At 61.9% G+C, this 18,810-nt stretch carries 19 protein-coding genes and 1 tRNA gene; 10 read left to right on the top strand and 10 right to left on the bottom strand.

Going from position 1 to position 18,810, the window contains the following annotated elements; genetic code table 11:
- Nucleotides 1–58 precede the first annotated feature (58 nt).
- The 6 genes from glpX to ACIU1A_RS12555 all read right to left on the bottom strand — a co-directional run bounded on the left by glpX (nt 59) and on the right by ACIU1A_RS12555 (nt 4,986).
- Nucleotides 59–1,042, bottom strand: coding sequence for a class II fructose-bisphosphatase (glpX, locus tag ACIU1A_RS12530; protein WP_140495884.1), 984 nt, complete (start codon nt 1,040–1,042; stop codon nt 59–61).
- 179 nt (nt 1,043–1,221) lie between these two features.
- The gene (locus ACIU1A_RS12535; protein WP_140495823.1) at nt 1,222–1,389 is read right to left on the bottom strand and encodes a Thivi_2564 family membrane protein; all 168 of its coding nucleotides are present in this window, start codon (nt 1,387–1,389) and stop codon (nt 1,222–1,224) included.
- Between the two features lie 65 nt (nt 1,390–1,454).
- On the bottom strand, nt 1,455–1,811 hold the full coding sequence (locus ACIU1A_RS12540; protein ID WP_140517065.1) for a hypothetical protein: 357 nt from the start codon (nt 1,809–1,811) through the stop codon (nt 1,455–1,457).
- Between the two features lie 128 nt (nt 1,812–1,939).
- Nucleotides 1,940–3,253, bottom strand: a complete 1,314-nt coding sequence (locus ACIU1A_RS12545; protein ID WP_140561487.1) for a homoserine dehydrogenase — start codon at nt 3,251–3,253, stop codon at nt 1,940–1,942.
- 48 nt (nt 3,254–3,301) lie between these two features.
- On the bottom strand, nt 3,302–4,519 hold the full coding sequence (locus ACIU1A_RS12550; protein WP_140495820.1) for an LL-diaminopimelate aminotransferase: 1,218 nt from the start codon (nt 4,517–4,519) through the stop codon (nt 3,302–3,304).
- Between the two features lie 74 nt (nt 4,520–4,593).
- Nucleotides 4,594–4,986: a hypothetical protein gene (locus tag ACIU1A_RS12555; RefSeq protein ID WP_140495819.1), complete on the bottom strand. Its 393-nt coding sequence runs from the start codon at nt 4,984–4,986 to the stop codon at nt 4,594–4,596.
- Nucleotides 4,987–5,084: 98 nt separating this feature from the next.
- Between ACIU1A_RS12555 and phaC the strand changes: the two genes are divergently transcribed.
- The 6 genes from phaC (at nt 5,085) to ACIU1A_RS12585 (ending at nt 13,023) form a co-directional block, all read left to right on the top strand.
- Nucleotides 5,085–6,920 (top strand): class I poly(R)-hydroxyalkanoic acid synthase, encoded by a 1,836-nt coding sequence (gene phaC / locus ACIU1A_RS12560; protein WP_404927419.1) that lies wholly within the window; start codon nt 5,085–5,087, stop codon nt 6,918–6,920.
- A gap of 216 nt (nt 6,921–7,136) precedes the next feature.
- The gene (locus tag ACIU1A_RS12565) at nt 7,137–8,384 is read left to right on the top strand and encodes a YcbK family protein (protein WP_140495817.1); all 1,248 of its coding nucleotides are present in this window, start codon (nt 7,137–7,139) and stop codon (nt 8,382–8,384) included.
- Between the two features lie 294 nt (nt 8,385–8,678).
- Entirely contained in the window at nt 8,679–11,411 is a 2,733-nt protein-coding gene (locus tag ACIU1A_RS12570) for a formylglycine-generating enzyme family protein (RefSeq protein ID WP_404927420.1), read from the top strand.
- The gene (locus ACIU1A_RS12575) at nt 11,401–11,541 is read left to right on the top strand and encodes a hypothetical protein (protein ID WP_181175196.1); all 141 of its coding nucleotides are present in this window, start codon (nt 11,401–11,403) and stop codon (nt 11,539–11,541) included. Before ACIU1A_RS12570 ends, ACIU1A_RS12575 begins: the two co-directional genes overlap by 11 nt.
- Nucleotides 11,542–11,639: 98 nt before the next feature.
- A tRNA-Glu gene (locus ACIU1A_RS12580) sits at nt 11,640–11,714 on the top strand.
- 166 nt (nt 11,715–11,880) lie between these two features.
- Nucleotides 11,881–13,023 carry a hypothetical protein gene (locus ACIU1A_RS12585; protein ID WP_404927421.1) on the top strand — a complete coding sequence of 381 codons (1,143 nt, stop codon included), beginning with the start codon at nt 11,881–11,883 and terminating at the stop codon, nt 13,021–13,023.
- A gap of 40 nt (nt 13,024–13,063) precedes the next feature.
- Here ACIU1A_RS12585 and ACIU1A_RS12590 read toward each other — a convergent pair whose 3' ends face one another.
- From ACIU1A_RS12590 to ACIU1A_RS12605, 4 genes are all read right to left on the bottom strand, one after another.
- A complete protein-coding gene (locus ACIU1A_RS12590; protein ID WP_224618903.1) occupies nt 13,064–13,423 on the bottom strand; it encodes a DUF6074 family protein in 360 nt (119 codons plus the stop codon).
- Between the two features lie 42 nt (nt 13,424–13,465).
- Complete coding sequence (locus ACIU1A_RS12595) at nt 13,466–13,762, bottom strand: DUF982 domain-containing protein (RefSeq protein WP_140517077.1); 297 nt, start codon at nt 13,760–13,762, stop codon at nt 13,466–13,468.
- Nucleotides 13,763–13,940: 178 nt separating this feature from the next.
- Nucleotides 13,941–14,177 carry a hypothetical protein gene (locus ACIU1A_RS12600; RefSeq protein ID WP_404927422.1) on the bottom strand — a complete coding sequence of 79 codons (237 nt, stop codon included), beginning with the start codon at nt 14,175–14,177 and terminating at the stop codon, nt 13,941–13,943.
- 108 nt (nt 14,178–14,285) lie between these two features.
- Nucleotides 14,286–14,684, bottom strand: a complete 399-nt coding sequence (locus tag ACIU1A_RS12605) for a hypothetical protein (RefSeq protein ID WP_404927423.1) — start codon at nt 14,682–14,684, stop codon at nt 14,286–14,288.
- A 209-nt stretch (nt 14,685–14,893) separates the two neighbouring features.
- On the opposite strand from ACIU1A_RS12605, the gene map reads away from it, so the two are divergent.
- The 4 genes from map (at nt 14,894) to ACIU1A_RS12625 (ending at nt 18,785) form a co-directional block, all read left to right on the top strand.
- Nucleotides 14,894–15,721 (top strand): type I methionyl aminopeptidase, encoded by an 828-nt coding sequence (map, locus tag ACIU1A_RS12610; protein WP_404927424.1) that lies wholly within the window; start codon nt 14,894–14,896, stop codon nt 15,719–15,721.
- A gap of 112 nt (nt 15,722–15,833) precedes the next feature.
- Nucleotides 15,834–16,559, top strand: coding sequence for a DNA repair protein RadC (gene radC / locus ACIU1A_RS12615; protein WP_404927909.1), 726 nt, complete (start codon nt 15,834–15,836; stop codon nt 16,557–16,559).
- A gap of 231 nt (nt 16,560–16,790) precedes the next feature.
- Nucleotides 16,791–17,972 carry a carbohydrate kinase family protein gene (locus tag ACIU1A_RS12620; protein ID WP_140521013.1) on the top strand — a complete coding sequence of 394 codons (1,182 nt, stop codon included), beginning with the start codon at nt 16,791–16,793 and terminating at the stop codon, nt 17,970–17,972.
- 36 nt (nt 17,973–18,008) lie between these two features.
- Entirely contained in the window at nt 18,009–18,785 is a 777-nt protein-coding gene (locus ACIU1A_RS12625; RefSeq protein WP_140495807.1) for a glutamine amidotransferase, read from the top strand.
- The last annotated feature ends 25 nt before the right edge of the window (nt 18,786–18,810 follow it).

Raw genomic sequence — 18,810 nt, forward strand, 5'->3', positions numbered from 1 at the left:
GAAACGGCGTTTGCGGATGGTCATTGCCCACAATATGCGACCGCCAGTCAGGAATGCATCAAAACTTTTCCAGGTCCTGATGCCGGGCCTTGATCTCGCGCACGGTGCGCGATGAGGAGCGCAGCACGATTGTATGCGTTGTGATGTAGTTGCGGCCGAACTTGACGCCTGCCAGCATGTTGCCGTCGGTGACGCCGGTGGCCGCGAACAACACATCGCCGCGCGCCATGTCCTCGGCCCGGTAGACCCGCTTCGGGTCGGCAATACCCATCTTGCCGGCGCGGGCGACCTTTTCGGGCGTGTCGAGGATCAAGCGGCCCTGCATCTGGCCACCCGTGCAGCGCAGCGCCGCAGCGGCCAGCACCCCCTCCGGCGCGCCACCAATGCCGAGATAGATGTCTATGCCGGTCTCCTCGGGATCGGTGGTGTGGATGACACCGGCGACGTCGCCATCGCCGATCAGCCGGATTGCCGCCCCGGTGGCGCGCACGGCGTCTATCAGCTTGCCGTGGCGCGGACGATCGAGGATGCAAGCGGTGACGTCGGACACCGCGACGCCCTTGGCCTTTGCCAGGCTGGCTATGTTTTCGGCCGGCGACGCATCGATGTCGATGACGCCCTCGGCATAGCCCGGGCCGATGGCGATCTTGTCCATGTAGACATCGGGCGCGAACAGCAGGCTGCCCTTCTCGGCGATGGCGATGACGGCCAGCGCGTTGGGCAGGTTCTTGGCGCAGATCGTGGTGCCTTCAAGCGGGTCGAGCGCAATGTCGACCGCCGGGCCTTTGCCGGTGCCGACCTCCTCTCCGATATAGAGCATCGGCGCCTCGTCCCGCTCGCCTTCGCCGATCACCACCGTGCCCTTGATCGCGAGGCGATTGAGCTCCTGGCGCATGGCGTCCACCGCGACCTGGTCGGCGGCCTTTTCGTCACCGCGTCCGCGCAGCCTGGCGGCCGCGACGGCGGCGCGTTCGGTGACGCGCACCAGTTCCATGGTGAGTATCCGGTCAAGTCCGGCGATAATGTTGTGGGCCACGTTCATCAGGTCGGTCCTCGTTCGCATGCCACCTCCCGCCGGAGGCGCGCCTCTTGTGTCAAACGAGCATGACAACGGCAAGACCTCTCGAAGGTTTTCTCGAAAAGCCTGCAATATCAATCGATTAAACTATGGATAGCACGATTCCGGCGAACTTGGGCCGCTTTCAAAGTAGGTATCGAGATCTAAAACACGGCCAGATATTTCAATAGCGAAACGATGCCGATGATGATGACGATGATCTGCGCGATCTGCCGCATCCTGGCATCCAGCGGCAATCGCTGAATGAGATAAAGCACCAGAATGATCACGAGGAACGTGATCAGAATACCGATCAGGACGGAAGAAGCCATGGTGCTCCCCTGGAAATTGCTCGATGGACAGGTAAGCCGGCAAACCCGGTTCGGTCGTTACCGGATCAATACCAGCGGCGCTGGGTGTCATTCATCGATTGGCCAACGGCGAGGCCGGCCAGAAAACCCAGCAGCCCGATGACGCCGACCACAGCCGTCGTCGTGCCCGGATTTTCCCGCGCGACCTCCGAGACCGCCTGCGCCTGGCTGCGCAACTGCTGAGCCGTTCGCGACGCACGGCTCGCCGCGCTGTCGTAGACATCGGATGCCTGAGCCGAGGCCTCGTCAACCAGTTCCGCACCTCGCTCCGAAAGGCTCTTGTTGATCCTGGTGATCTCCTTGCGCAGATCGGCGATCTGCTTTTCGAGCGTCTTTTGGATGTCGTCGATCTGGGGGGTGTCGGATTTCGATGTTTCGGCCATTGGCATTCCCTCGGTTTGCACCTCGGGAGAACGGCGCTGGCCGGGATTGGTTCCGGCGAGCCAAGCAGCGGCATCGGCCGCAACAGTATCGTCGCAGCAATCCCGTGGTAGGCGACGGAAGGAAATATCTATCCTGCCCGTTCGATCCGGATGACCTGCGGCTTGTCGGTCAGGTGACCATCCTTGGTGATACCGTCCACGGCCTTGCGCACCGCAGCTTCGGTGGTCTCGTGGGTGACGAGGATCACCGTCTTTTGCGCCGCCGCTTCGCCGCTGATCGCGTGCTGGACGATCGATTCCAGCGAGATATCGTTGTCAGCCATGCGCTTGGCGATGGCCGCGAACACGCCAATGCGGTCATGCACGGTCAGCCGGATGAAATAGCCGCCGGCATGGCTGCGCATCTGCGCCTTCTTGTAAGGCTTCAATTCCCTCGCCGGCCTGCCGAAGACCGGGCCGTGCTGGAAGCCGGGACGGCTCTTTGCGATATCGGCGATGTCGCCGATGACGGCCGAGGCGGTGGCATTGCCGCCGGCGCCGGGGCCGGAGAGCAGCAGTTCGCCGAGGATGTCGGTCTCGATCGCCACCGCATTGATGACGCCGTGGACCTGCGCGATCACCGAGGCCGTCGGCACCATGGTCGGATGCACGCGCTGCTCGATGCCGCTCTCGGTGCGCTGGGCAACGCCAAGCAGCTTGATCCGGTAGCCGAGATCGCCGGCCGCACGGATATCGGCCTGGGTGATGTTCGAGATGCCTTCCATGTAGATGTCGTTGGCGGCGATCTTGGTGCCGAAGGCCAGGCTGGTCAGGATCGACAGCTTGTGCGCGGTGTCATGGCCTTCGATGTCGAAGGTCGGGTCGGCCTCGGCATAGCCCAGCCGCTGCGCGTCCTTGAGGCAGGCGTCGAACGAGATGCCTTCGGCCTCCATCCGGGTCAGGATATAGTTGCAGGTACCGTTGAGAATACCGAAGACACGGGTGACCGAGTTGCCGGCCATCGCCTCGCGCATCGTCTTGATAACGGGAATGCCGCCCGCCACCGCGGCCTCGTAGTTGAGCAGCACGCCCTTCTTCTCGGCGATCTCGGCGAGCGCGACGCCATGTTTGGCCAGCAGCGCCTTGTTCGCGGTAACGACATGGCGGCCGGCTTCGAGCGCCGCCCTGACCGCCGCGAACGCCGGCCCCTCGTCGCCGCCGATCAGCTCGACGAAAACGTCGATCTCGGCGGCCTGCGCCATCTTGACCGGATCGTCGAACCATTTCGCGGCATTGAGATCGACGCCGCGGTCGCGCTTGGGATCACGCGCCGAAACCGCCGACACGACGATGTCGCGCCCACACTGCCGTGTCAGCTCCGCCGCCTTGTCGCGCAGCACGCGCGCCACCGAGGCGCCGACCGTGCCGAGGCCGGCAATTCCAACACGCAGAGCTTCAGCCATGGCCGGCGATGTCCCCCGAAAGATCAAACGAAATTGTGTGCGGAAAGCTTACCGATGGGCGGAAAGCGGCACGACATTGTTGGGTTGCTTGGCACTGGTCGCCAGGAAGCGCTTGATGTTGCGCGCCGCCTGCCGGATCCGGTGCTCGTTCTCGACCAGCGCGACACGCACGAAATCATCGCCGTGTTCGCCGAAGCCGACGCCTGGCGCCACCGCAACGTCGGCATGTTCGATGAGCAGCTTGGAGAATTCGAGCGAGCCGAGATGGCGGAACGGCTCGGGAATCGGCGCCCAGGCGAACATGGACGCAGCCGGAGCCGGAATGGTCCAGCCCGCGCGGCCGAAGGCATCCACCATCACGTCGCGCCGCTTGTGGTAGATGTCGCGCACTTCGGCGATGTCGGCGCCATCGCCGTTGAGGGCGTGTGCGGCCGCCACCTGGATCGGGGTGAACGCACCGTAATCGAGATAGGATTTCACCCGGGTCAGCGCCGAGATAAGCCGCTCGTTGCCGACCGCAAAGCCCATGCGCCAGCCGGGCATGGAGAAGGTCTTCGACATGGAGGTGAACTCGACGCAAACGTCGATCGCGCCCGGCACCTGCAGCACCGAAGGCGGCGGATTGCCGTCGAAATAGATCTCCGAATAGGCAAGGTCCGACAGGATGATGATGTCGTTCTTCTTCGCGAACGCCACCACGTCCTTGTAAAAATCGAGCGAGGCGACCAGCGCCGTCGGGTTCGACGGGTAGTTGAGGATCAGCGCCAGCGGCTTCGGAATCGAATGGCGGATGCCGCGCTCGACCGCCGGGATGAAACCGTCATCGGGTTCCACCTGCAGCGACCGGATGACGCCGCCCGACATGATGAAGCCGAAAGCATGGATCGGGTAGGTTGGATTCGGGCACAGGATCACGTCGCCAGGGGCGGTGATCGCCTGCGCCATGTTGGCGAAGCCCTCTTTCGAACCCAGCGTTGCCACCACTTGCGTATCGGGATCAAGCTTCACGCCGAAGCGGCGCTGATAGTAAGCGGCCTGGGCGCGGCGCAGGCCCGGAATGCCGCGCGAGGAGGAATAGCGATGGGTGCGCGGATCGCGCACCACTTCGCACAACTTGTCGACGATTGCCTTGGGCGTCGGCAGGTCCGGATTGCCCATGCCGAGGTCGATGATGTCGGCGCCGCGCGAGCGGGCGCTGGCCTTGAGCCGGTTGACCTGCTCGAAGACATAGGGCGGAAGCCGGCGGACCTTGTGAAACTCTTCCATGGCAGTTCCAGACATCACTTGGCGTTTGGCAAGGCGCGCCGTGTCGGCAAGTGCCTTGGGCGCGCGCTATATACTTATTTGCAGGTAGGGTCGAGGGTGGGGTCGCATTTGCCTTCGATCTGCTTCAGCGTCTGCGCGCCATGCTTGCTGGCCAGGTCCGTCAGCGCCGCCTGATTGGTGACGTTGGGGGCGCCGCCATTGGCTGCCTGCGCGCTTTCGTCCCCCTTCAATTCCGCGAGCCTGGCATTCCTCTCGGCATCGGTGAACTGTTTGGCCGCTACTTTCGGCGGGATGTTCAGGTTCGGAAAGGTGCCGGTATCCTTCGGTCCCGCTGATGTGGCGATGGGCACCGGGCCGCTGGTATTGGTGCTCGAGCAGGCCCCAAGGCACAGCAGGGCAATTGCCGCACCGATGCGGCAAAAACGACCGGCGCCGAAAAAAACAGTCTCGCCAATGTTAATCGTCATATTGTTTCCTTGGCAGCCGGGGTAGAGCGAGGTTGGACCCAGTCGGATGTCCCATGGTAATATGTCAAGAAAACGCTTCGGGAGGAACCCCGCGCACCATGTCCAAAACACCCGATTCGGGCAAAGCGGAAGATGGCGGACCTTCGACGGTCGAGCAATATCTGGTGAAGGACCCGGAACGCTTCGCCCTGAACATGGCGCGCATGATCGAGCAGGCCGGCAAGGCGGCTTCCGCCTGGGCCGAGCCGCGCGAGAAGGGCGAAGTGCGCGACCATGTCGCCGAACCGATCGTCGACATGGTGAAGACCTTCTCCAAGCTCAGCGAATACTGGCTTGCCGACCCACAACGCGCGCTCGAAGCGCAGACGCGGCTGTTCGCCGGCTATATGACGGTTTGGGCGAACGCCATCCAGCGCGTCAGCCCCGATGCCGAGCGAACCGAGGACGCGGTCAAGCCGGAGCGCGGCGACAAGCGTTTCCAGGATCCGGAATGGGGCCGCAACGCCTTCTTCGATTTCTTGAAACAGGCCTATCTCGTCACCTCGCGCTGGGCGGCTGATCTTGTCGAGCACGCCGAAGGCCTGGATGACCACACCCGCCACAAGGCGAGCTTCTACGTCAAGCAGGTGTCCAACGCCATCTCGCCGTCGAATTTCATCCTGACCAATCCGGAACTGTTTCGCGAAACCATCGCCTCGAACGGCGAAAATCTTGTGCGCGGCATGAAGATGCTGGCCGAGGACATCGCCGCCGGCAAGGGCGACCTGAAGCTGCGTCAGGCCGACTACTCGCCCTTCGAGATCGGCCGCAACATCGCCACCACCCCCGGCAAGGTGGTCGGCCGCAGCGACGTCGCCGAGATCATTCAATACGATCCCGCCACCGAGACGGTGCTGAAACGGCCGCTGCTGATCTGCCCGCCCTGGATCAACAAGTTCTACATACTCGACCTCAACCCGCAGAAATCCTTCATCCGCTGGGCGATCGAACAGGGCCACACCGTGTTCGTCATCTCCTGGATCAACCCTGATGAACGCCACGGCATGAAGAACTGGGAGGCTTATACAAGAGAGGGGCTGCAATACGGCCTCGACACTATCGAGAAGGCCACAGGCGAGAAAGAGGTCAACGCTATCGGCTACTGCGTCGGCGGCACGTTGCTGGCAGCGGCACTTGCCCTGCTGGCGCAGGAGGGTGACGATCGCATCAAATCGGCGACCTTCTTCACCACCCAGGTCGATTTCACCTATGCCGGCGACCTCAAGGTGTTCGTCGACGAGGAACAGGTCGCGGCGGTGGAAAAGGCGATGAACGAAAAGGGCTATCTCGACGGCACCAAGATGGCGACCGCCTTCAACATGCTGCGCTCGGGCGACCTGATCTGGCCCTATGTCGTCAACAACTACATGCGCGGCAAGGATCCCCTGCCATTCGACCTGCTTTACTGGAATGCCGATTCGACACGCATGGCGGCGGCCAACCACTCCTTCTATTTGCGCAACTGCTATCTCGAGAACAACCTCTCGCGCGGCAGGATGGAACTTGCCGGACGCACCGTTTCGCTCGCCGACATCAAGATTCCCGTCTACAACCTCGCCTCTAGGGAAGACCACATCGCTCCCGCGCTGTCCGTCTTCCTCGGCTCGAAATATTTCGGTGGCGAGGTCGAATACGTGATGGCGGGCTCCGGTCATATCGCCGGTGTCGTCAACCCGCCCGCATCGGGCAAGTACCAGTACTGGACCGGCGGCAAGCCGGAGGGCGACTTCGGCGAGTGGATCGCAAGGGCCACCGACCATCCTGGCTCCTGGTGGCCGCACTGGCAGAGCTGGATAGAGGCTAAGGACAACAATCGCGTGCCTGCCCGCAAAGCAGGCAAGCATATGAAAACTTTTGGTGATGCCCCCGGCACCTATGTCAAGGTGCGTGTGTAACCGACTGTAATGTCTGGTGAGTTGACGGACCCGTAAAAGCGGGCGAAATGGTGTCGTCAACCATCTTGCCGCCTAAATTCGGCAATTGCCGCAAAAATACTTCCAGGCTTGCTGATTTGACACAGGTCTCGTTTCCGGATCGGAGACAAGGGGCACCTCGACGCAGCCGTTCGGACGCCGCGCCAAGGATATACCGATCGGATATCGAGGGGGAATTTGACTTTGAAATCAGCAGGGTGGAGCCTCGCGAAGGGAGAACGCCGCACCATTGCGGCGGCGCTCTGCTCCGTGCTCCTGGCCTCCTGCACCTCGGCCGGCGACCCCACAATGTCGGTTGGCATGCCCGGCTACAATGCCTCCGCGTCGGACATCAACGCAGCCTCGACAAACAAGCCGATCGTGGCCGGCGATTCGTCGTCGCAGACGGCGACCACGCAGACCACCGTGATGGCGGAAGGCGACACAGCGCTGCCCGAGACGGTCGCCTACGTGCCGATTACCAAGCCGCAGGCGGCCTTCCCGCTCACCGCGCCGGCTGAAGCTGAAACGATTGCCGGAAACACGCCGCAATCGCTGGAGCAGCAGCCGCAGACGGCGCAGCAGACCGATGCGGCGGCGCAGAAGATCGCCGCCGCCGACGCGGCCGTGACGGCGCCGAAGCAGGCCGCCACACCGGCGATGAACAATCCGGTCTATGTGACCGCTGGCGAGGCGCAGCAAGCGGAGGCGCCGAAGAAAAGGGGTTTCCTGGCCTCGATGTTTGGCGCCACGCCGGCTTCGGCGAAGCCCGCTCCACTGGTCAACACGCGCGCAGGCGAACAGCCGGCTGTGCAGGCCAAGCCCGCCCCGGCGGCGGCAAAGCCGATCATTACACTGGCCTCGGCCGATTCCACGGCGAAACCGGTGCAGCTGGCTTCGCTCGGCGACGACTCAGGTCACATCACCGGCAGCGATGCCCTGCCGGGCGTCCGCCAGACGGCGCTGTTCGAGATCAAGCGCAAATCCGGCCTCGACGACGAAAGCGACGTCGACCTCAACGAGGATGAAGGTTCGGGCGGCCTCTACCAGGTAGCTTCCGCCGCCGGCATGGCGCGCCTGGCGCCCAACGGGCTCTTGAAGCAGAACGAGAGTGTCGACGTGGCGTGCCTCAAGCCCTCGCTGGTGCGCGTGCTCAAAACGATCGAAGGCCACTACGGCCGCAAGATGGTCGTCACCTCCGGCTATCGCGACCCCGCCCGCAACCGCCGTGCCAACGGCGCCAAGAATTCGCTGCACATGTATTGCGCCGCCGCCGACATCCAGGTGCCGGGCGTCTCGAAATGGGAGCTGGCGAGCTACGTCAGGACGATGCCCGGCCGCGGCGGCGTCGGCACCTACTGCCACACCGAATCGGTCCACGTCGACGTCGGCCCCGAGCGCGACTGGAACTGGCGCTGCCGCCGGCGCAGCGGTGGCGAAGGCTGACTAGGGCCGGTTCGGCTGGACGCGCTAACACCGTGGTCCAAACCTCCGCGATTGCTCTCCTTCGCAAAGAGCGAGGTGAGTTCTGGGTTTGGCACGGGCACATGCAATCTGTTCTTAAGGCTTAGTCATCTCCTTCTTGAGACTTAGCTTAATTATGGCGCGGTAGTTTTTGATCCCAGCAGCAAGAAGCCGGGTTTCCCACCTTCCCGCTTACCTCTTTTCTTCAGGTTGACAGTGATATCCTTGAGGGGGAGCTTTCCACTCAGGATTTGTTAATCATGCTCGGGGATTGGAATGCACAAGGTCGTCGCGGCGATTGCTGTGCTTGTGCTTGCGTTGGTGGCGGACATGGGTTCGATATCGCCATCCTTCGCTCAGCAACGCTGCACGGAAATCGGATTTCCAGACAAAGACACGGCCGGTCAGAGCGGCCTCGCGCCTGTCGATAACTGCTATGAGCTCGACGCCCAGGCTGCTGCCGCTTCATCGGACGCCCGGGCCGGAACGCCATTTCGCGATTGCGAACATTGCCCTGAAATGGTCCCGCTGCCTCCGGGCAGCTTCATGATGGGCGCAAGCCAGAAGGAGATGAAGCGGCTCAGATATGTGCAATGGGCGACGCCTCAACATGAGGTAACGATCGGCTATCCGTTCGCCATCGGTCGCTTCGAGATCACCGTTGATGAGTTTGACGCCTATGTGAAGGAAACCGGTGCTGGGGTCGGCGGCAAGTGCGGTATACGTACGATCGAAAGCGGCCCGAACAAATTCAAATATAGCGGCACACCCGTCCCCGGCGGCGACAAGACTGAATCCGCGCCATACGCCATCTATATCAGCGACGGCTCCTACGCGCAGCCGGGATTACCTGTGACAGGACGGCAACCGGCCGTATGCGTTTCCCGCAACGACATGAAAGACTATCTCGACTGGCTCTCCATGAAGGCGAACAAACACTACCGGCTGCCGACAGAAGCGGAGTGGGAATACGCTTATCGGGCGGGAACGGATTCGTTCAATTATTGGGGCGATGACTTCAAGCAGACATGCGATTACGCGAACTTCGCAGACCGCAAGTCCGGCTATCAGGCAGGCATGGCTGCCTCCTGTTCGGAGAAAATACATCCTGACTGGACCGCCGAGGTCGGTTCCTACAAGCCCAACTCATGGGGTCTTTACGACATGGGCGGTAACGCCCAGGAAGCCGTCGAGGACTGCTTTCACAAGAGCTACCAACGGGCGCCCGCTGACGGTTCGCCTTGGACGGAGCCGGACTGCGTTCTCTTCGCGGCGCGCAGCGGCGACTATGAGTTGACGCAGTTCTCCATGCGTGGCTCAGAGCGGTTGCTGTTCGGATACACCGACGATACCGATGACGGCATGTGGAACCGGGATGAAGGATCCGATGAACGCTTCAACGTCATGGGTTTCCGTGTGGCCTTGTCGCTCGACGATAAGAGCTGGGACAAGATCGCGCGAGCTGCTGCGCCCGAAAAACCGGCAGAAGTGAAGGTTGCGGCCGCTGCATCACCGACCACAACAGACAGTGGTCCGCAATATGACCACCTGCCCGCCGCGGTCAAAACCTACGTCGAGGATATCCGCAACAGCTGCAAGGACTATGATGCGAGCGGCATCCCTGCCAACAAGATGTCGGGCGTCCGACCGATTTCGCTTGTCGACGGCACGCCAGCCCTTCTCATCGAGAATGAAACCTTATGCTCCGGCCATTACCCGGGCGCGAATTGCAGCAATCGCGGGTGCGATGTGGTGGTCATGGTCGAAGGGAACGGCGGTTGGAAGGAAATCTTCCACGAGCATCTGTACGACGACACCTTCGACATCGGCGAGGACAAAAAGCTGAGTTCGATTTCAGCGACAATCTATGCGGGCGACCCGCATTGTGGTCCCCCTCCGAACGCCAAATTCATGTCCAGCGACAGCTGCGATGTCGTGATCCACTATGAAAACCAGGGCTGGATTTGGCGAAAGGCCCAACATGCGGCGACGTCGCGCGTCACCGGCGGCCAGATAGGGACGGACACCGCACCTTCGACCACAGAGAATTGCGGCGGCTCATATGTCTTCGTGCAATTGGTCACGTTCCTGTACGATCCTCTGCTCGGCCCGAAGGTGGATCGACAAATGCTCGAGGCAAAGGGTGACGCTGCCTCCTGGTACGACGTGGAATGCGATGCGGCTGGGAGGCCCTCGATCTTTACCCGCTACGAGTTCGGCAAGAAGACCGGTCTGACGGCCGTGGAATACGACGGTCAGTCGAACCATGTGGCGCGGCAAGTCGCGAAAGGTCCGGACGGAAATGTGCTCGATACCAGCGTGATTGCGCGCAATGCAAAGATGCGGCCCGCAAGAATCGAGGTCCTGAATGCAGATGGCGTAGCCGAAAAGGTCGGCCTCTTCAGCTATCGCGATGACTTCGTCGATCTGAACATTACGGAGGTGAAAAGCGGCGCATCACTATGGCATGCACGTGAATGGTTCGATGACAGCGGAGCCCTTGCCCGAGCATACTGGTACTATGCGAGGTTTTGGTATGACTATCACTACGATCCGAAAACGGGCCTTTATCCGGTGCACGACAAGTATGACGGTGACCTGAAATTCGAGACAACGAAGTACGAATATGACGAGTTCGGGAATACCCTGTCCCGCAGGTCTACATGCATTGTCGACACGTGCGACACGGTGACAAATTTCGGAAAATACGACCACGGCCATCTGGCACACGAAGAGGCGAAACTCAAAAGCGGAGACCAGCTTGTCTGGGAGAACGCGTACGATGCCGAGGGCCGACTGGCGGTGTCGCACCTGAATGCGAACGGGCGTTTCGTTATCAAGTTCGTTGTTGAACGAGATGGACCTTTGGTCGAACAGACGGTTGCCTATTCCCCGCAGGGCAAGAAGCTCTTCGTCTATGATCGCGCGGAGACGGTATACATAACCAGAAACGGATCCCCGGTGAATGGCGGCAAATACAAGCGCTTTACGAAACACGATGTCTGGTGAACAAACCGATGTCACTGTTGAGCGACATGCATTTGCATCGGGCCGCTTCCGCAATCGTCTGAAAAGTGCCCGGAAATCCACGCAGCGGCTGGTGACGGCCGCCAGAAAAATTGCCGCTGGCGCTGCGTGAATCACTCGCTTCGGCAGGCAGGAAAAAAGTTGTCCAAGCCGGCACCTGACGGGTTGCCGGTTGCGCACAACGCCAGTATAAGCCGCTTTCATCTGAGCGCGCCCATCGTCTAGCGGTCAGGACACCGCCCTTTCACGGCGGTAACAGGGGTTCGATTCCCCTTGGGCGTACCAGCTTCACTCGATGTCCCCTCCGCTCCTTTCGGCGTCAAGAGCTATTGCGCCGGACAGGGTAACACGCCCTTCCGGAACGTCATTTTACGTGTTGACCATTCCGCCGCCTCGACCTTGTCGAGGGCAAGGCTCGATGGTTAAATCGGCTTTCCCAGGGGATGCTAATATGGCAGTTCACCTTTCGGCGGATGCTCGAGCTCCTGCGGCGACGCCGCCACAAAGATATCTCTTTGGCCCGCTGGCCGACTTCCTCATGCTTGGCGGCAGCGCATTCCTGATTTTGCCGGCCCTGTTCTTCGTGCCTACCAAATACGACAGCCTTGTTGCTGCGGCGATGTTTTTCCTGGCCTACTTGATAAACTATCCGCATTTCGCCCACTCTTACCAACTTTTCTATCGCAATTTTGGAAGCAAGGTGCGCGGCGACGGATACGACAGGGGCCTCCAGATCCGCTACATTTTCGCCGGCATTGTCGTTCCCCTGCTCATGGTCGGGTTTTTTGCTTACGGCTCGATAACGGCGAACGCCCGGCTGCTCGGAAACGCAGCCAACGCGATGTTCTTTTTCGTGGGCTGGCACTACGTCAAGCAAGGCTACGGCATGTTGATGGTGGACGCCGTGTTGAAGCGCAGGTTCTTCACCAATCCGGACAAGAAAATCTTGCTGGTCAACAGCTATGCCGTATGGCTGTTCGCATGGCTTCAGACGAACACGGCGGTCAGCCAAGCAAAATATTACGGCTTGGAATATTATACGTTTGCCACGCCTGCGTGGCTCAACACGATTGCGCTGTCGGCCGCGGCCGCTTCCACGGCCGCCACCGTCGTGATGCTGATCAATCGCTGGAGTAAAAATGGCGGCAGCCTGCCGTATAACGGCGTCGTCGCTTATATCGCGTCCCTATATCTTTGGATCCTGGTCGTGAGAATAAACCCGCTGTGGCTGCTCGTGGTGCCGGCTCTCCATTCGCTGCAGTACCTGGCCGTGGTCTGGCGCTATCAAAGCAATGTCGAGCGTGACGGTCCCGATGCACAAAAGGTTCCGGACTCCAGAATCCTGTCCGTTCTTGGTCCGATCTACAGGACGCGAGTCCTGGGGTTCGTCGTCGCCGGCGGGGTCCTCGGCGGTCTCGGTTTCTGGCTGATCCCGGCGGCACTGACTGCCTTGATCCCTTACGACAAGGAAGTCCTGGGTTCGTCGCTGTTCTTCTTCATAGTGCTGATCTTCATCAACGTGCACCACTACTTCCTTGACAACGTCATGTGGCGACGCGGCAACCCCGAAGTTTCAAAATATCTGTTCCGCTAGCGGTGGCATGGACCGGCTGTGGGACGCCTTGCGGAGCACTTCAGGCGGAAAGAATTGGCATCGGCTCAGTGGCCGCGCCGGCCGATATCTCTTTTTGCACGGCGAAGAAGAACCTGCGCACCTCGTCGCTGGCCGCCGCCCTGTCCCTGCCTGACCTGACGACGAGATCGAACAACTCCGTCGCCTTGGCCCTCCAGAACGAGGTGGCGCTGTCGCCATGCAAACTGTCGAGCCTGGCAGCCACCTCCCGAACCAGGAATGCCTGACGGTCGATCGGGAATGCACGGATTTTTTCTGGGGACATCTTCCGAACCACGAGACTGACGCAACGAATCAACCATTGCCGAACAAGCATGGCGTAGCCGCGAAAGTGGAAACGGAAGCTTAATGGCATCGGCATCGATGCGCCGTTCGGCCAGGAGAACGAAGAGCGCAGCGCACCTCAGGCTTGCAGCCCTCTCGCCTGGCCACCGCGCTTGCGCGGCGCCATCATGTCCCGGGCCATCAGCCCGGTCACCCGGCAGAACGCCATGAACGCCCGGCAGGCATCCTCGGTCTTGACCACGTCCACGGTGGCGCCGAAGCAGGCGTTGAAGGCCTTCTGGTAAATCGGGCCTTGCCGGCGCAGCGGCCAGGCCTGGAGAAAATCAAGGGCCTGTTCGACGCTGTAGATCTCCTCGACAGGCAGGCCGGGTCCGGGCGCGATACGCACCGGCACCTCGAATTGCAGTCTGTCCATCCGCCATCTCCCGAACTGTCGTCACCAGCGGCAACGCCATCCGTCGTAAAAAGTCGCTCTGGCCGGTCGCTACCGCAGGAATGTGGCGTCTCCGCGGTCATGGACGTTTTGCCGCAGCCGCCGCAAGCAAGCGCCAAGGCGCCCGGCCTTGTCGAACGCGGGCGCCTTGGCGGTCCGGCTACTGGTTGGCGGGATCGGTCTCCGCATCGAAGGCCATGCGCACCGCCGTAAGCAGCACGAGAGCAGACGGCACAGCGAAAATCCCGCCAAGGACAAGTGCCCCTGTCGCCGAAAGGCCGAGCGTCTCCGTCAGCGCCCAGTAGACGGTTCCGATACAGATGAGCGCCTGGACGGAAAGGAAAATGGCGGCGTAGGCCGCGCGCGAAAGGCTCTTGAGTGTCTTGATACGTTGCATGGAAACAATCCGGAAATGACGCGCTACGCACCGCTGCGCGACCGAAGCCGCCGTGCGGATCGAGGCGCGAACAGGAAGTGGTTTGAGTGAAGGAGCGGTTGAAACCGCTCAGGCCGGAACCGATGGCGGCGCGCGCGGCTGATTGGCAGTCGCCCACGGTGTGCGGGCGTCCCCGTCGGCGGCGACGACCTCTGCCGGCGGACCCGAAACAAACCAGGAAAAGACGGTGTCCCGAGCCGGCAGGGCCGGATGGCCGCCGGCGAACTTAACCAGGGCCGGCCGGCCGGAACGAACCTCCAGCGCCTGCGCCTTGCCGGTGATGCGCAGCAGCGCCGCCGCTTCGCCAGACCGCTCCACGCCGGCGCTGGCGACACCGGAGGCTGCTCCGGCAAAGACGGGCACCTCCGCCCGGCCAAGCGACAGCATCGCCAGCAGCACAAGGCTCATCAGCAATGAGCAGGCCGCCTTCAACGGCGCTTCAGGCAATCTGGCGTGCTCGACGCTCATGAAATCTCCAAAAACCTCCCTCGCCCTACCGCACGGTCGACTGAAAGGGAAGGAACAAGGGCGTCAAAGGCACCGGGGCGCGCCGAATATCCCTGCCGCTTGGCCGTGTCCGGGCAGTTCTTCCTTGAACCTTTTGCCCTCAAGTGCCAAATCTGGGGAGATTTTCACGCCGGCTCCCTTGCAGAGCCACACCGGCAAGACGGACACCAATGGTCACTTATCTCGACGCCGCCACGGCACCGCTCAGAAACACCGGCCAGATCCGCCTCTATGGCGAGGAAGGTTTTGCCGGCATGCGCAAGGCATGCGACCTCACGGCGCGCTGCCTCGACGAACTGGCGCCGATGGTTGCGCCCGGCGTCACCACCGACACCATAGATCGTTTCGTTTTCGAGTTCGGCATGGATCATGGCGCGCTGCCGGCGACGCTCAACTACCGCGGCTACACCAAGTCTTCTTGCACCTCGATCAATCATGTCGTCTGCCATGGCATCCCCGACAACAAGCCGCTGAAGGATGGCGACATCGTCAACATCGACGTCACCTACATCCTCGACGGCTGGCACGGCGATTCCTCGCGCATGTACCCCGTCGGCAGCATAAAACGCGCGGCGGAACGCCTGCTCGAAGTCACCCACGAATGCCTGATGCGCGGCATTGCCGCGATCAGGCCTGGCGCCCGCACCGGCGCCATTGGCGCGGCCATCCAGAGCTATGCCGAGGGCGAGCGCTGCTCGGTGGTGCGCGACTTCTGCGGCCACGGCGTCGGCCAGTTGTTTCACGACGCGCCCAATATCCTGCATTATGGCAGCGCCAATGAGGGCGTCGAGATGCGGCCCGGCATGATCTTCACCGTCGAGCCGATGATCAACCTCGGCCGGCCGCATGTGAAAGTCCTGTCGGACGGCTGGACCGCGGTGACACGCGACCGCTCGCTGTCGGCGCAATACGAACACACGATCGGCGTGACCGACACCGGCTGCGAGATCTTCACGCTCTCCCCCAAAAAGCTCGACCGCCCCGGCCTGCCAGCCTAATGTTTCGTTCTCCCGGCGCTCGCGGTCGGGGAGCTGGGGGGCAGACGAGATGTCAGGTGACGACGACGAGCGCAGTTTCTTTGCAGAAAAGCCTGCGCAGCTTTCCGCGACCATGCACTCTCCTGGGACAGCCCGGCCTCCTGCGAAGGCCAGCAGGATCGAGGAGAAGCCGCATTATCTCGGCCATCGCGACCGTTTGCGCGAACGCTTCGCCTCGGCAGGTTCGGACGCCCTGCCCGACTATGAGCTTCTGGAACTCCTGCTCTTCCGCCTGATCCCGCGCGCCGACACCAAGCCGGTCGCCAAGGCGCTGCTCTCCCGCTTCGGTACCCTGGCCGAGGTGCTTGGCGCGCCCGTCGGCCTCCTCCAGGAGGTCAAGGGCGTGGGCCCGGTGGTAGCGCTCGACCTGAAGGTCATTGCGGCGACGGCCCAGCGCATGGCGCGCAGCGAGGTCCATGGCCGCGAAATCCTCTCCTCTTGGCAGCAGCTTCTCGACTATTGCCGGTCAGCCATGGCCTTCGAGGCGCGCGAGCAGTTCCGCATCCTGTTCCTCGACAAGAAGAACACGCTGATTGCCGACGAGGTGCAGCAGACCGGCACTGTTGACCATACGCCCGTCTATCCGCGTGAGGTGGTCAAGCGCGCTCTCGAACTGTCGGCGACGGCAATCATCCTGGTGCACAACCACCCGTCGGGCGATCCGACGCCATCGCGTGCCGATATCGAGATGACCAAGGAGATCATCGACGCGGCCAAGCGGCTGGGCATTTCCGTGCATGACCACATCATCATCGGTCGCAAGGGCTATTCCAGCATGAAGGGCTTGCTGCTGATCTAGATCATCGGCTCGGCGAAGCTATCCGAATGAAAGCAGGCAATTCGCCGGCCCGGTCTTTCGGCTCAAGAATTTGAAAATCGTTCAATTCTGGAACGAATGGCCAGAAATTGAGGCCATATCGCCATAGGTTTCCAAATTCCCTCGCAGATTCCCGACCTTTTAGGACATAATTCCGTTGAGGGGCGGCTTTTCCGTTGATACCGTTTGAAACGCTTCAATTGGAACCTGCCATTGCAACGCAAGCGCCCAACCATAGCGGATGTCGCACGCGCGGCCGGTGTCTCCATCGGAACGGTGTCGAACTTCATCAATGGGACCGCCGGCCTGAAGGAGGCCACGCGCGAACGCATCGAAAAGGCGATCGCCACGCTGATGTACCGGCCGAGTTCGTTTGCGCGCTCGCTGCCGGGCCGCGCGCCCCATAGGCCGAAGAATCTCGATCATCTGCCGAGGCTCCTGGTCGCGGGCCGGGTCAGTGTCGACTTTCTCTGCCGCGTCGACGTCCTGCCGCATCGCGACGACCGCATCACAGCCAGCCATATCGAGAAGGCGCTGGGCGGGCCCGCGGCCAATCTCGCGGTTGCCGCCGCCGGTGTTGGGGCGCCCTACGCTCTCGACGTGGAACTGGCGACGGCGGTCGGTGAAGACCCGGAGAGTGACTGGGCGCTCGGCGCGCTTTCCAAACTGGGCGTCCACGCATTGCCGATCCGCAACACGCCCAACAACCGCCTTTCGCAAGCCATCGTGATCATCGAGCGCAATGGTAGCCGCACGATCATCAGTGAACCGTTCGAACTCGGCGAGATCGATCTGACCGCCAATCTGGACATCCAGCCCGAGCCGCGCCCGGCCTGTCTTCACATCGAAGGCTTCCACTACGAAACGATGACCGCTTCCATCGCGCGCTTTCATCAGGCCGGCTGGAGGGTGAGCCTGCATTCGGCCGGCCTGCCCAAGAGCGCACGCACGCCTGAAACCTTCACGCAGATGGTCCGGCACATCGACCTGACCTTCATCAACGATGTGATGATGCGGGAGATTTTCGACTTTCGCTCCAGGATGGCGACGATGATCGAAGAGGTGCGGCTGATGCTGGCGCGCATCAAGCCGCGCGGAACGGTCGTGCTCACTCTCGGCGAGTTTGGCGCGGTCGTCTTTCCGGCGAATGGCGGACCGCAGATCGAGGTGCCGGCACTCCCTGTCGACCGCGTCGATGCGACGGGCGCCGGCGACAGCTTCGCCGGCATATTCCTAAGCCTCTGGCTGCATGGTGCGTCGCTGGACGACGCCGCCCGCCATGCGGCGATCGGCGCGAGCCTGACGACCACGGTCGAAGGCGCACAGGGCTACATCGCGGATTTCGCGACTTTGAAGGCTGCCGCTTTGGCGAACAACGCCATGTTGGCAAGCTGAACCAACAACTTACGGGAACCCAGGAGAGTATTGGTCATGGCGAAAACAAGAGTGCTTCTGGTCGGCGAGAGCTGGATGAGTTCGGCGACCCACTACAAGGGGTTCGATCAGTTCGGCAGCGTCACCTTTCACCTGGGCGCGACGCCGCTGGTCGATGCCTTGAAGAGCAGCGAATTCGACCTCGACTACATGCCGGCCCATGAAGCCGTCGAAAAGCTGCCTTTCACCACGGAGGGCCTGTCGCAATACAAGGCCATCATCCTCTCCGACATCGGCGCGAACTCGCTGCTGCTTCACCCCGATGTCTGGCTGCACGGCAAGACAGTGCCCAACCGGCTCAAGCTTCTGCGCGACTGGACGCAGGCCGGTGGTGGCATGGTCATGATCGGCGGCTATTTCTCTTTCCAGGGCATCGACGGCAAGGCGCGCTGGCACCGCACGGCCGTCGAGGAGGCGCTGCCGGTAACCTGCCTCCCCTATGACGACCGGCTCGAGATTCCCGAAGGGTTCCGGCCTGAAATCACCGGTCCCAAGGATCACCCGATCTTTGCCGGCATCGAAGGCGAATGGCCGCTGCTGCTCGGCGCCAACGAGGTCGTCGCTCGCGATCGCGATGACGTCGAAATCCTCGCACGGTTGCCGCAGGATCACGGCGGTCATCCGCTGCTGGTCACCGGCCGCCATGGCCAGGGCCGCACGCTGGCCTGGACGTCGGATATCGGCCCGCATTGGCTGCCCAACAGCTTCGTGGAATGGCCGGGCTATGCGCGTCTTTGGACCAACGTGCTGCGCTGGGTCAGCAAGGCCGTCTAGCCGACCAGCAACCGCCGGGGAACCG

Source organism: Mesorhizobium maamorense, from assembly GCF_044998965.1.
Lineage (GTDB): Bacteria > Pseudomonadota > Alphaproteobacteria > Rhizobiales > Rhizobiaceae > Mesorhizobium.